At 61.7% G+C, this 13012-nt stretch carries 14 protein-coding genes and 1 pseudogene; 5 read left to right on the top strand and 10 right to left on the bottom strand.

From position 1 onward, the window contains the following. Positions 1-4: 4 nt before the first annotated feature. Positions 5-1048, bottom strand: coding sequence for a GGDEF domain-containing protein (locus ACEN84_RS15640; RefSeq protein ID WP_413709200.1), 1044 nt, complete (start codon positions 1046-1048; stop codon positions 5-7). Positions 1049-1290: 242 nt separating this feature from the next. Between ACEN84_RS15640 and ACEN84_RS15645 the strand changes: the two are divergent. The 3 genes and pseudogenes from ACEN84_RS15645 to ACEN84_RS15655 all read left to right on the top strand — a co-directional run bounded on the left by ACEN84_RS15645 (position 1291) and on the right by ACEN84_RS15655 (position 3727). Then, a pseudogene (locus ACEN84_RS15645) lies at positions 1291-1975 on the top strand (glutathione S-transferase family protein). An 83-nt stretch (positions 1976-2058) separates the two neighbouring features. Next, positions 2059-2481 carry a nucleoside-diphosphate kinase gene (gene ndk / locus ACEN84_RS15650; protein WP_016553456.1) on the top strand — a complete coding sequence of 141 codons (423 nt, stop codon included), beginning with the start codon at positions 2059-2061 and terminating at the stop codon, positions 2479-2481. Between the two features lie 316 nt (positions 2482-2797). Beyond that, positions 2798-3727: an IS110 family transposase gene (locus ACEN84_RS15655; protein ID WP_413709201.1), complete on the top strand. Its 930-nt coding sequence runs from the start codon at positions 2798-2800 to the stop codon at positions 3725-3727. 140 nt (positions 3728-3867) lie between these two features. On the opposite strand, the gene ACEN84_RS15660 is transcribed toward ACEN84_RS15655, so the two are convergent. Together ACEN84_RS15660 and ACEN84_RS15665 are read right to left on the bottom strand one after the other, a co-directional pair. Next, a complete protein-coding gene (locus ACEN84_RS15660) occupies positions 3868-4377 on the bottom strand; it encodes a hypothetical protein (RefSeq protein ID WP_413709202.1) in 510 nt (169 codons plus the stop codon). After that, on the bottom strand, positions 4374-4919 hold the full coding sequence (locus ACEN84_RS15665) for a CGNR zinc finger domain-containing protein (RefSeq protein ID WP_130282780.1): 546 nt from the start codon (positions 4917-4919) through the stop codon (positions 4374-4376). Before ACEN84_RS15665 ends, ACEN84_RS15660 begins: the two co-directional genes overlap by 4 nt. Positions 4920-4984: 65 nt before the next feature. On the opposite strand from ACEN84_RS15665, the gene ACEN84_RS15670 reads away from it, so the two are divergent. Further along, the gene (locus ACEN84_RS15670) at positions 4985-5881 is read left to right on the top strand and encodes a branched-chain amino acid ABC transporter permease (RefSeq protein ID WP_413709203.1); all 897 of its coding nucleotides are present in this window, start codon (positions 4985-4987) and stop codon (positions 5879-5881) included. Between the two features lie 10 nt (positions 5882-5891). Here ACEN84_RS15670 and ACEN84_RS15675 read toward each other — a convergent pair whose 3' ends face one another. The 5 genes from ACEN84_RS15675 to ACEN84_RS15695 all read right to left on the bottom strand — a co-directional run bounded on the left by ACEN84_RS15675 (position 5892) and on the right by ACEN84_RS15695 (position 10340). Then, the gene (locus tag ACEN84_RS15675) at positions 5892-6347 is read right to left on the bottom strand and encodes a molybdenum cofactor biosynthesis protein MoaE (protein WP_413709204.1); all 456 of its coding nucleotides are present in this window, start codon (positions 6345-6347) and stop codon (positions 5892-5894) included. Positions 6348-6578: 231 nt separating this feature from the next. Beyond that, complete coding sequence (gene moaD, locus ACEN84_RS15680) at positions 6579-6833, bottom strand: molybdopterin converting factor subunit 1 (protein WP_199628821.1); 255 nt, start codon at positions 6831-6833, stop codon at positions 6579-6581. Further along, complete coding sequence (pgsA, locus tag ACEN84_RS15685) at positions 6833-7420, bottom strand: CDP-diacylglycerol--glycerol-3-phosphate 3-phosphatidyltransferase (protein ID WP_112718834.1); 588 nt, start codon at positions 7418-7420, stop codon at positions 6833-6835. Before pgsA ends, moaD begins: the two co-directional genes overlap by 1 nt. 110 nt (positions 7421-7530) lie before the next feature. Beyond that, positions 7531-9576 carry an excinuclease ABC subunit UvrC gene (uvrC, locus tag ACEN84_RS15690; RefSeq protein ID WP_413709205.1) on the bottom strand — a complete coding sequence of 682 codons (2046 nt, stop codon included), beginning with the start codon at positions 9574-9576 and terminating at the stop codon, positions 7531-7533. Further along, positions 9573-10340, bottom strand: coding sequence for an SDR family oxidoreductase (locus ACEN84_RS15695; protein ID WP_413709206.1), 768 nt, complete (start codon positions 10338-10340; stop codon positions 9573-9575). The genes uvrC and ACEN84_RS15695 overlap by 4 nt, the downstream gene beginning before the upstream one ends. 364 nt (positions 10341-10704) lie before the next feature. Between ACEN84_RS15695 and ACEN84_RS15700 the strand changes: the two genes are divergently transcribed. After that, on the top strand, positions 10705-11340 hold the full coding sequence (locus tag ACEN84_RS15700) for an outer membrane protein (RefSeq protein WP_112718799.1): 636 nt from the start codon (positions 10705-10707) through the stop codon (positions 11338-11340). 46 nt (positions 11341-11386) lie between these two features. Here ACEN84_RS15700 and ACEN84_RS15705 read toward each other — a convergent pair whose 3' ends face one another. Continuing rightward, complete coding sequence (locus ACEN84_RS15705; RefSeq protein ID WP_130282768.1) at positions 11387-11983, bottom strand: glutathione S-transferase; 597 nt, start codon at positions 11981-11983, stop codon at positions 11387-11389. A 94-nt stretch (positions 11984-12077) separates the two neighbouring features. Then, entirely contained in the window at positions 12078-12947 is an 870-nt protein-coding gene (locus ACEN84_RS15710) for a 23S rRNA (adenine(2030)-N(6))-methyltransferase RlmJ (protein ID WP_413709207.1), read from the bottom strand. Positions 12948-13012: the final 65 nt, after the last annotated feature.

Here is a 13012-nt window from a genome sequence, read left to right on the forward strand (position 1 = left end):
GGCCTCAGCGACCGAAAGCCTGGATCGGCTGGCGGCGGTTGGATTGGGCGGCGAGCAATGCAACGCGGGCATTGGCCTGGAGCTGCGTGCCGGTCGCCGCATCGCCGCTGAGCGCGATGCCGATCGAGATCGTCAGCTTGCCTGGATCGGATTTGTCCGACGTCGCAAAGACCATGTTCTCTTCGACCGACTGGCGCAGGCGGTCGGCGATGGCGATTGCATCGCGCATGCCGACATTGGCAAACAGGAAGGCGAATTCGTCGCCTTCGACACGCGAGACGAAGTCGTTCTTCTTGATCGATTTGCGGAACAGGTTGCCGAGCTTCTTCATCAGCTTGTTGCCGGCCTGCACGCCGTATTTGGCATTCAGCTGGCGGAAGTCGTCGATATCGATCATGAGAAGCGCACTGCCTGCGGCATCCTCGCCCTCGTAGAGATCGCCGATCGTCTTGGCGAGCGCGATGCGGTTCGGCAGGCCGGTCAGCGGGTCAGTGACGGAAGCGGCCTGGGCGGCGGCGACGCCGCGCTCCAGGGTCTCGATCCGCTCGACATCGGAAAGGAGCTTGGCTTCGAGTTCGGTCTCGGCGGCGAGCACCGATGCCAGCGACGAGGCGAGATATTCCATCTCGCTCATGAAGCCGTCGAGGTCTTGTTCGGAATTGCCGGAGAGCGACTGCAGCAGCGTTTCGGCGGCGCGTGCAAAGGCATATTTCTGCTTCAGCCCGTCCGAGAGACGATCGGCCGCCTCGCGCAGCAGCTTGCTGGCCTCGGTGCCGGCCGTTTCGGCGGCAAGGCCGCAATGGCTGACGAGCCGGTATTTGAGGCCGAGCTCATCGAGCCGGGCTTGCGCCGGATGGCTGCCAAGCGCGGAGATATCGGTGGCGAGTGCCGTGTTGCGGCCGCAGACGGCTTCATGCAGCAGCTCGTAGTTCCGCGGCAGGCCCGCAATGTTTAGCCGTGCCATATGCTCGGCGATCTTCTGGGCATCGTTCTGCGGGGCAGGGCGGGCGCCCTCGCGCTGTGCTGCATTCCTGGTTGTGTTCTGCATCACCGTTCCTCGCACCTTCGACACTGCTTTAGCCGCGGCTTATCTTCCCGCTATGCGCTGCAGATTTTAAAATAGCTTGAATTTTCAGTATCTCCGGCTTGGCGCGGCCTGAAAGGCGCAAATGCGGTTAATGCAACCTTGAAGCGGCGCTCACCAAAGACGATGGCGCCCATCAGATTTCGTCATTTGATTGCGGCGCCGCTTTGCCGTGAAATGCGCCCGTCATTCATGAGAGGATCGCCATGACGCTTGCGCTCTATTCGCTCTGCGGCGCCAATCCGCAGCACTTCTTTTCTCCGCATTGCTGGAAGGCGGTGATGGCGCTGGCGCATAAGGGCCTGGCTTTTGAGGAGATCCCGACGACCTATGCCGGTATCGCAAAAATCCGGCTTCTCGCCGACCCTGCCGGTGCTCGACGATAACGGCCACCTCGTCACCGACAGCTTCGCGATCGCCCTCTATCTGGAGGAAGCCTATCCCGATCGCCCCTCGCTGTTTGGCGGCGAGGGCGGCAAGGCGCTGTCACGCATGGTCGAGGGCTATTCGCAGATGGTGATCCACACGGCGATCATGCGCATGGCGCTGATGGATATCCATGGCGCGCTCGACGAGGGCGACAAGGCCTATTTCCGTGAAAGCCGCGAGCAGCGGCTCGGACGGACGCTGGAGGATGTGGTGGCGAACCGCGCCGCCGAAGAGGCAGCCTTCGCCGCCAAGCTGGAGCCGATGCGCCACATGCTGAAGTTCCAGCCGTTCATCGGCGGCGAGAGCCCGCTCTTTGCCGACTACATCGTCTTCGGCGCGCTGCAATGGCTCCGGGTCACCGCGGGGCTTTCGATGCTGGCAGCTGACGATCCGGTTGTCGCATGGCTCGATCGCTGCCTCGATCTTCACGAAAGCCGGGGGCGCACTGTGACAGCGGCGTGAAATTGCCTCATCCCCCTTGTTTTCGGGGCGGCGGGCGGGTAAAGACCGCCCACTTTTCCCGCTAAACCAGAGGATTTGACCCAATGGCGATTGAACGCACCTTTTCGATGATCAAGCCTGATGCAACGAAGCGCAACCTCACGGGCGCTATCACCAAGATGCTCGAAGACGCCGGCCTGCGCGTCGTCGCATCCAAGCGCGTCTGGATGAGCAAGCGCGAAGCTGAAGGCTTCTACGCCGTTCACAAGGAACGCCCCTTCTTCGGCGAACTCGTTGAAGGCATGACCTCGGGCCCGACCATCGTTCAGGTTCTGGAAGGCGAAGGCGCCATCCTGAAGAACCGCGAAATCATGGGCGCAACCAACCCGGCAAACGCTGACGAAGGCACGATCCGCAAGGTTCACGCTCTCTCGATCGGCGAAAACTCGGTTCACGGCTCGGACGCTCCTGAAACCGCTGCCCAGGAAATCAAGTACTGGTTCTCCGACACCGAAATCGTCGGCTGAATCGGAATGTCAGCCTGAGGGCTGAAGTGATTGAAATGACTCTTGAAGCCGGGGTTTTGCCCCGGCTTTTTGTTTGGGCGCTGTTAGGCGTTGGCGTGTGCGGCCCCCTCATCCGCCCTACGGGCACCTTTGTAACTTCCCTTTATCCGCTATCGAGGCTGTAATGCCTATCGCGGTGGCGGATGGAAGACCGATGCACCTTTGGGACACCAAGCCCGTGGGAGAGCCTGGGTCTCCGTCCGCCGTTCCATTGAACCCGAACAGTCGCCAGGGCCGCTTGCGCAGGCAAAGCCCGCTTAGGCAAGGATGGGATCCGATGGAGACGATAGTAGGCATCGATGTTTCGAAAGACCGGCTCGACGTGGCGGTGCTTCCGCAGGGCGAGGCTTTTGCGGTGGACAACGACGATGCCGGCATTGGCGAGCTGACCGGCCGACTGAAGGCGATCGGGGCCGATGCGATCGCGCTTGAGGCGACTGGCGGGTTCGAGACGCAAGCTGTGGCCGGACTGTCATCGGCAGGCCTGACGGTGCTCGTCGTCAATCCGGCGCAGGTGCGTGCCTATGCCAATGCCATTGGCCGCAAGGCCAAGACCGACCCGATCGATGCGGCCGTCATTGCCGCCTTCGTGCTGGCGACCAAGCCCGAGATCCGGCCTCTGCGCGATGCCGAGACGCAGGCTCTTTCGGAACTCGTCGCCCGCAGGCGCCAGATCGTGCAGATGATCGTTGCCGAGGAGAACCGGCTGCGTATGGTGTTGGCAAGACAGGCGCAGAAAAGCATCAAGCGCTTGCTTTCGGCCTTGCGGCGCGAACTCGAAAGCCTTGATGCCGATCTCGACGACCATATCCGCAAGTCGCCGATATGGCGGGTGCGCGAGAGCCTGCTGGTCTCCGTGCCGGGCGTCGGGTCGACAACGGCCCGTACGCTGCTGGCCGAACTGCCGGAGCTCGGCAGCCTCGACCGGCGCCAGATCGCCTCACTGGCAGGACTGGCGCCCTGGACGCGGCAGTCGGGCAAATGGAAGGGCAAGAGCTTCATCGGCGGCGGCAGAGGCAAGGTGCGCGCCGTTCTGTTCATGGCCGCCCTCGTCGCAAGCCGTCACAACCCAGGTCTCAAGGCCTTCCGCGACCGGCTCGTCGCCGCGGGCAAGCCGAAGATCGTCGCCATCGTCGCAACCATGCGAAAGCTCCTCACCATCCTCAACGCTATCATCCGGGACGCAAAACCATGGCAAAACGCTTGACGCCAAAGACAGTCGCTCTCCCCAAGGGGAGAAGGGAGGTGCCGCACCGTTTCGTTTCCCCTTCTCCCCAGCGGGGAGAAGGTGCCCGTAGGGCGGATGAGGGGGCTCCGAGCAGAGCGTTTGATATTTAACGTGGCTACTTACGCCGTCGGACACTTGTCCGTATTCGAATAATCCACCGTCCCGTCAGCCTTAAACACCTCGGGATTCTTATTGTAGAACGGCCCGACCACCAGCGGCTTGCTCGGCAGCATCGCCGCCTGGTCGACATCGGAGACGAATTGTGTCTGCAATTCCTGCAGTGTCTTGCCGTCGGCGGAGACCAGCTTGATCTTGGCGCTATAGGGCTTGTCCTTGCGCACGCAATGGATCGCCGGGCTCTGCAGGGTGATCTTGTCCCAGGCGGGGAAGATTTTCTCCTGCAGGGTGATCGGATCGCCGCCCGCCGGGTTTTCGAACTCGGCGATCGCCACGGCGCCATCGGGGATCGGCGAGGTCTTGCGCAGCGTCACCAGATAGGTGGCCGTCGCCACGCGGTAGTTGAAGACGAACATGTGGCCGGTCACTTCGACCATCTTTTCCATCTCGCGCTGGCAGCCTGCGATCAGCAGGGCCGAGAAGCCGAGCGCGGCAATCGCCTTGATCTTCATGGCATCTCCTCCTTCTTGCGCCGGTAATGGCGGTTGGCCTTTGCCCGGTTGCCGCAGACCGCCATATCGCACCAGGCGCGGCTCCTGTTCTTGCTGCGGTCGATGAACAGCCAGCCGCAGTTCCGGCATATCTTCATTCTGTCAGGATCCGGCATGGCGATCAGCCTCAGCGCCGAATGCGCCGTCGCCGCATCGAGGCCATCCGGCCGCGCCCCGCGCAGCGCCGATGCGATCCGCTCCAGAAGATCGGCCAGCATCGCATCATCGGCTTCGCCAAGCACCCGCTGGCGGAAATAGCGGTCAACAGCCTCGCGAAGGCCGAGAAAGGCCGGCCGGTTCTCTTGATGGACCGGCAGGACATCGCCGAACAGCGCCCGTTCGGCGCAGAATTCCGTCGCAGCAGCCGGAAAGGCGTCGAGTTGCGCTGTCGAGGCGAAACGGTCGATGCTGCGCTCGGCATCATGGCGCAGAATGACGCTGTTGGCGACATCGAGCGCCAGGGCGCCACCGGAAAAGCGATGCGGGGTCCAGGTAAAGCTCATCCTGAAAATATAACTGGTAAAACGTATTTTGCCAGTTATTATTTTAGGCGATATGGAGCATGTGAATGGGATATCTGCTGCAGCAACTGGCCAATGCCGTGCCGCTCGCCGCGCTCTATGCGGCGCTCGCCTTCGGCTATTCGCTGGCCTTCGGCGTCACCAAGCGGGCCGATATCACCTATGGCGCGATGTTCGCCTTCGCCGGCCAGATCCTGCTGCTCTTCACCGATTTCGCCTATAACAAGCTGTGGCTGGTGCTGCCCGCCGCATTGGCGATCGGCATCGGCCTGTCCTTCGTCTATTCGCTGCTCACAGGCTTCTGGATCGGCCGCAGCATCATGCGGCCGCTGGTGCGCCGCTCCGCCAACACGGTCATCGTCGCCGCACTCGGCGTCACCATCCTGTTGATGGAAACGGCAAGGCTCGCCTCGCAAACCCGCGAGCTCTGGCTGCCGCCCTTGCTGAACACCACGGTCGTGCTTTGGAGCGACGCCTCCTTCAAGGTGACGCTGACGCTGATGCAGCTCGTCAATGCCGGCCTGATGATCGCGCTGATCGGGGCGGGAGCACTGATCCTGCGCTATACCCGCCTCGGCCGCATCTGGCGGGCCGTCACCGACGATCCGCTGGCCGCCGAACTTTGCGGCACGAGCTCCGGCCGCGTCTTCCTGCTCGCCTATGTCGCATCGATCTTCTTCGCCACCTGCTGCGGCATCCTCACGACCTTCTATTACGGCACGATGGATTTCGGCGCCGGCCTGCTCTTCGGCCTGAAGGTGCTGATGATCTCGGCCGCCGGCGGCTATTCCGATCCGCTGAAATCAGCGGGCGGGGCGGCGGGTGTCGGCCTCGCGGAAACGCTCTGGACGGCCTACGGTTCGTTCCTCTGGCGCGACTTCGCGGTCTTCTCGCTGCTGGTCTTCTTGCTGGTGATGAGCCGGCGCGAACGGGCGATACCTTAAAAGGTTCTGCTCATTTCCACTTGTCGCGGGCGCTGTCGTCGCTGTCCTTGGCGGCGATCCAGTCGCCGCTCTTGCCGTCCTTGGCGTGTTCCTTCTTCCAGAAGGGCGCTGACGTTTTCAGGTAATCCATGACGAAATTGGCGCCGTCGAAGGCCGCCTGCCGATGCGGGGCGGCGGCGATCACCAGCACGATATTCTCGCCAGCGGCGATCTTGCCGTAGCGGTGGATGGCGGTGAGGCCCTTGAGCTTGAAGCGCTCGATGGCGAGATTGGCGATCCTGAGCATCTCGGCTTCCGCCATGCCCGGGTAGTGCTCGAGCTCCAGCGCCGAAAGCGTCCCGCCTTCGTCGCGGCAGAGGCCGGTGAAGGTGACGATGGCGCCGATGCCGGGTTTGCCCCTGGAGAGGAGGGCGGTTTCGGCCTGCAGGTCGAAGTCGTCGCACTGGACGCGGATGGTGAGGGTCATAGGCGGCACCTCGCGGAGGCGGAGAGGTTTTGCCGTGCTAGCCCCCCTCTGGCCTGCCGGCCATCTCCCCCACAGGTGGGGAGATCACAAGTGGCGTGCTCCCAGGACCACTCCGGCATTTGCGAATGTTGAGATTTTGTAGCGAAGCCGGTGCGCCCAGCCAATCTCCCCACCCGTGGGGGAGATGCCCGGCAGGCCAGAGGGGGGCGGACTGGCGCGGCGCTCACCGTCTCACCCACCCGTCATCGGCGGAAAAATCCCGATCTCGCGGGCGTTCCCGATCGGCTCGTCGTGCTCCACATGCTCCTGATCGAGCGCCACCCGAATGACGTTCTCATATTGAAGCGCTGTCTCATACTCTTCGCCCAAGCCCTTCAGATGACTCAGAAGATCGGAGACTGTGACGACGGAGGCGGGCAGCGAAATCTCTTCCTCGCTCTTGCCGATCCGCTCGCGCACCCAGGCGAAGTAGACGAGGCGTGTCATCACTCTTCGTCCACGATGTGCTTGAGGCCGGCGCGGAAATAGTCGTAGCCGGTATAGATCGTCAGCAGCGCGGCGATCCAGAGAAGGCCGATGCCGATCTGCGTTGTGTAGGGCAGGACGGCATCACCGGCGGGGCCGGCGAGCAGGAAGGCGATGGCGACGAGCTGCACCGTCGTCTTCCACTTGGCGATCCGCGTCACGGGAACGCTGACCTTCAGCGCCGCCAGATATTCGCGCAGGCCCGAGACCAGTATTTCACGGCAGAGGATGATGATCGCCGCCCAGATCGACCAGCCGGCAATCGTGCCGTCGGCGGCAACGAGCAGCAGGATCGAGGCGACCAGAAGCTTGTCGGCGATCGGATCGAGCATGCGGCCGATATTCGAGGTCTGGTTCCAGATGCGCGCCAGATAACCGTCGAGGAAGTCGGTCACCGAGGCGATCACGAAGATCCAGAAGGCGACCCAGCGGGCGAGGTCGGAGCTCTGCAGCCGCCCCTCGACGAAGAAGCAGAGCACGATCAGCGGCACCGCAAGAATGCGTCCGTAGGTCAGCAGGTTCGGGATATTGTATGCGCGCGATGCCATGAAACTGTTCTCTGAAACGATGTGCCCGTAGATGACGGCTTTGGTCCTCAACCGTCAATATTCTTTCTGCTTTTCGCTTCCTTTTGCGTGGAATTTGCGACCGCCGCCGCCTATTTCGCGGCGTCGTCGTGAAAATGATTATAGACCGTCTTCGCCACCGTCTCCGAAATGCCCTCGACGGCCATCAGATCGGAGAGAGCAGCGCGCGAGACGGCCTTCGCCGTGCCGAAATGCTGCAGAAGCGCGCGCTTGCGCGACGGCCCGATGCCGCCGATCTCGTCGAGCGGGTTCTTGACCATCTCCTTCTTGCGCCGCGCCCTATGCGAGCCGATCGCGAAGCGGTGTGCCTCGTCGCGCATCCGCTGGATGAAGTAGAGCACCGGATCGCGCGGCGGCAGCGTGAAGCTTTCCTTGCCGGGCGGGAAGAAGCGCTCGCGGCCTGCATCGCGGTCGACGCCCTTGGCGACGCCGATGGCGATGACGCTGTCGGTAATGCCGAGTTCGGCGAGAATGCCGCGCACCGCCGTCATCTGTCCCTGGCCGCCATCGATCAGGATGACGTCGGGCCAGGCCGGGAAGGGCATGTCGGCGGCATCCGTGTCGGCTGCGACAGCGGGCTGCGAGCGGTCGGGAATGCCTTCTTCCTTGATCAGCCGCTGGAACCGCCGCGTCATCACTTCCTTCATCATCCCGAAGTCGTCGCCGGGAGTGATGTCGGTCGATTTGATGTTGAACTTGCGGTACTGGCCCTTCACGAAGCCTTCCGGCCCTGCGACCACCATGCCGCCGACGGCATTGGTGCCCATGATGTGCGAGTTGTCGTAGATTTCGATGCGCTGCGGCGTGTAGGGCAGGGCGAACGTATCCTTGAAGCCGTCGAGCAGGCGCGACTGCGACGCCGTCTCGGCAAGCTTGCGGCCATGCGCCTCGCGAGCGTTGCCGACGACGTGATCGACGAGATCGCGCTTTTCGCCACGCTGCGGCACGAGGATCGACACCTTATGCCCGGCCTTTTCGCCGAGGGCCGCGGCCAGCAGCTCCATTTCCTCGACGGTCTCCGAGAGCATGATCTGCTTCGGCACGGGCTTGTCGTCGTAGAACTGCGCCAGGAAGGCATTCAGCACTTCGGCGCCCGTCAGCTGCGGATCGGCCTTCGGGAAATAGGCGCGGTTGCCCCAGTTCTGCCCGGTGCGGAAGAAGAACACCTGGATACAGGAAACGCCGCCCTCGTGATGGATGGCGAAAACGTCTGCCTCTTCGACACCTGCCGGATTGATGCCCTGATAGCTGGAGACATGCGACAGCGAGGCGAGGCGGTCGCGATAGACCGCGGCCCGCTCGAAATCGAGATCCTCTGCGGCGGCATTCATGGCTTCCGCCATATGCGCCTTCACCTTCTGGCTCTTGCCGGACAGGAAATCCTTGGCTTCCTGCACCAGCTCGCCATAGCCGGCGTCGCTGACCTCATGCGTGCACGGGCCGGAACAGCGCTTGATCTGGTAGAGCAGACAGGGGCGGGTGCGCGTCTCGAAGACGCTGTCGGTGCAGGTGCGGATCAGGAAGGCGCGCTGCAGCGAATTGATCGTGCGCCCGACGGCCCCGGCAGAGGCGAAGGGGCCAAAATAATCGCCCTTGCGGGCGCGGGCGCCGCGATGCTTGAAGATCGCGGGCGCCCGGTGGTCGTCGGTGATCAGGATATAGGGAAACGACTTGTCGTCGCGCAGCAGCACATTAAAGCGCGGCCGCAAGCGCTTGATCAGATTCGCTTCGAGCAGCAGCGCTTCCGTTTCGGTGCGCGTCGTGACGAATTCCATGTTGGCAGTCAGCCGCACCATCTGGGCGATGCGGTTCGAATGCACCCGGCCCATGGCATAGTTGCTGACGCGCTTCTTCAGGCTGCGCGCCTTGCCGACATAGAGTACGTCGCCATCGGCATTGAACATGCGATAGACGCCCGGACTGTTCGGCAGCCGCTTGACGAATTCGGCGATCAGATCCTGGCCAACCAGCCCTGTTTCGTTGACCCCGCCTTCGTTCCAGTCGATCCCGGCCGAAATCGGCGCGGCGGAAGCATCGCCTTCCACCTCGATATCGTCTTCATTCTCGTCGGCTTCATCATAAAGAACACCGCCATCCGGCAGCTTCTTGGCATTCATTCCTTGATCTCCAGCACATCCGGCGTCTGCCACGCGAGATGCTGGCCGCCGTCGAGTGCAATCATCTGACCCGTGATCGAAGGCGTTTCGAACAGAAAACGAATCGTTCGCCCAAATTCCTCCAATTCGGGGCCTCTCTTCAAGATAAGAGCTGCGACCTGCGCTTGGAAGTCTTCTTGCAGCTGCCTTTCGCTCGGCATCGAGGGGCCTGGCCCGATCGCGTTGACGCGGATGCGCGGCGCCAGCGCCTGCGCCATCGTCTGCGTCGCCGTCCACAGAGCCGATTTCGACAGCGTATAGGAATAGAAGCTCGGCCGCAGCGCCCAGACGCGCTGGTCGATGATGTTGACGATCAGCCCGTCGGCGCCATCCGGTAGCTGCTCGGCGAATTTGGCGGCGAGAATCGACGGCGCGCGGAGATGCACGGCGAAATGCTCGTCCCAGATTGCGGCGTCGAATTTGCGCAGCGAATCTTCGGCGAAAATCGAGGCATTGTTGACGAGCAGATCGAGCGATCCGAGCTCCGCAGAAGCCTTTTCGATCAGGCTTGCCGTCTCATTTATTTTTGTAAGATCGCCCTGGACCACAATCGCCCGCGCACCGCTCTGCCGCAATTCGGCCACAAAGCGATCGGCTTCAGCGAGCGAACCATTCGCATGGACTGCGACCGAAAAGCCGTTATCCGCCAAATCCTTGGCAATCGCCCGGCCTATTCTTCTGGCGGCACCGGTTACCAGTGCGGCCTTAAGTCTTTTCCCGCTCAAAAGCTTGCCTTCGTCATCAATGAATCTAAGTGCTTCCTATATAGGGGCGGGCGAAGAGTAGATAAATAGGTGAACGCAATTGCGTTCCAGGCCGATTTATTCTATGTATTATTTGAGAATAGATTTTCGTAAAATAAGTATTGTGAATTTAACCATTCATTATGGTTAACAAATAGTCTGTTGCGCTATAGCAACATCGAATTTCAGCCACCCCGCCGCCACAATCATTTCACAATTTGGCTCTTTCAAATCCGCAATTGGGCTCCACTTTCACCCTCGATCCGAGAGGGACATCTAGTAATTGCTCGCGAATGCTTCGGTGTAAAACAGTTGACGAAGAGCGCGGGACTGAAAGGAGACAAGTATGCGTACACTCATTGCTAGCCTGATGGCTTCTGCCTTCGTCGTAGCCGGCTTCACCGCTGCAAATGCTGCCGATGCAGTTGACCAGGTCCCGGAAGCTCCGGTAGCCCAGAACGAGCCGGTTACCCCGGCAGGTAACTGGGAAGGCTTCTACCTCGGCGGTGCAGGCACCTACAACATGGGTGACTTCAACAGCAGCCGCGACGGCTACGCCCTCGGTGGTCAGCTCTACACGGGCTACAACTGGCAGGCTGGTCAGATCGTTTACGGTGTTGAAGCCGACCTCGGTTATTCCGGCCTCGACCATTCGGCTGGCGGCGTTACCGAAAAGAACCGTTTCAACGGCTCCGTTCGCGGCCGCGTTGGCTACGACCTGAACCCCTTCCTGCTGTACGGCACGGCTGGTCTTGCTGCGACCAACAACAAGGTTAGCGCCGGCGGCGATTCTGACGACAAGACCTCCTACGGCTACACCGTCGGCGTCGGCGCAGAAGCTTTCGTCACGAACAACATCACCGCTCGCGTCGAATATCGCTTCAGCGATTACCAGAACAAGAACTACGACACCGGCATCGGCAGCGTTTCGCGCGGCTATGACGAGCAGAGCGTCAAGGTCGGTATCGGCGTGAAGTTCTGATCGGTTTCCGGTCAAAGAAAAAGCCCGGCTTCGAGCCGGGCTTTTTTTATTGTTGCGGTTTGAGATCGGGATAGGCGGGGAACTTCTTCTCGAAATCCCGGATCCAACCGATCAGCTCGGAATGATCCGCTTCCCACTGGCCCTTGAAGCGCAGGTCGAGATAGCCGATTGCGGCAGCGAGCGCGAAATGGCCGCCGTGCAGCTTCTTGCCGAGTTTCGGCGGATGGGCGCTGATATGGTTGAGGCCGCTGACGGCCTTCTTCCACTGCCGGTCGATCCAGGGCTGATGCACCTTTTCCTCGTCCCGGAAACGCCGTTCATAGACGATCGCCAGCAGGCAGTCGCAGATGCCGTCGCAAAGCGCTTCCAAAATCTCGGCCTCGGTGCGCTTGCCGTTCTTGTCGGGATAGAGCTTCTTTTTCTTCAGCCGGTGGAAATAGTGCATGATGGCGATGCTGTCGAAAACCGATGCGCCATCGTCGGTCAAAAGGGTAGGGATCTTGCCCAGCGGATTGTTGTCGACGAGGATCGCCGGGCCGGCATTGGTATCGACGCGGATTTCCGTGACATCGAGCTCGAGATAGCGCGCCGCCATGCGGACTTTGCTCGAATAGGGTGAGGTCGTTGCGCAGAGGAGCTTCATCATACACCTATGGAAATGCGTTGGCGCGGCGGACTATTCCGCACGCCGCCGTCATGGTCAATCGGGGCGATGGCCAGTCGTCGTTGGGCAGGCGTCAATCGTCCCGCGCGGCCTTCTCTTCGCCGCGCAGCCAGAAGGCCCGGTGCGATGCGTAGCGGTCCTGGGCCATGATGTCCTTGAGGGCAGGGAGCATCCGGTGCAACTCGTCCTTCAGCGTGAAGGGCGGGTTGACGATGATCAGCCCGGAGCCCGTCAGGCCGGTGATGCCCCGGTCGCTGCGCACGCTGAGTTCGGCGCAGAGGATCTTCGGAATGCCGGTCGCCTGCAGCGCCTCGTGGAATTCCTTGATGGGAGCCCCCTTCTTCAGCGGATACCACAGGCAATAGGTCCCGCCCGGAAAACGGCGGTAGCCCTTCACCAGTCCGTCCACGAGCCGCTCATATTCGCCATCCTCCTCGAATGGCGGGTCGACCAGCACCATCCCGCGCTTTTCCTTCGGCGGCAGATGCGCACCGAGCGACAGCCAGCCGTCGAGCTCGGTGACACGCACATGGTGGTCGCCTTCGAAGAGGCGATGCAGCCGCACGAAATCTTCCGGATGCAGCTCCATGGCCGATAGCCGGTCCTGCGGGCGGAAGAGCATCCGGGAAAGCTTCGGCGAACCCGGATAGTAGCGGATGCCGCCTTCAGGATTCAGTTCGCGAACCGCCGAGAGATAGGGCTCAAGCAGATCGGCCACCTGCGGATCGAGATCGGCCTCCATCAGCTTGCCGATGCCCGTCTGCCATTCGCCGGTCTTCTGCGCTTCCTCGGAGGAGAGGTCGTAGAGGCCGATGCCGCCATGCGTATCGAGCACGCGGAAGGCGGCGTCCTTCTTCTGCAGATAGCGGATCAGCCGTGCCTGCACCGCATGCTTCAGCACATCGGCAAAATTGCCCGCATGATAGATATGGCGGTAGTTCATCGTTGCTGATGCCTGTTATGAATTCGCCTGATCGGCGCAATTTCCGGCTTTTGGCCGCTTTCCGC

Origin of the sequence: Rhizobium sp. Rhizsp82, assembly GCF_047325115.1 — a bacterium.
In the GTDB taxonomy this organism is placed as follows: Bacteria; Pseudomonadota; Alphaproteobacteria; order Rhizobiales; family Rhizobiaceae; genus Rhizobium.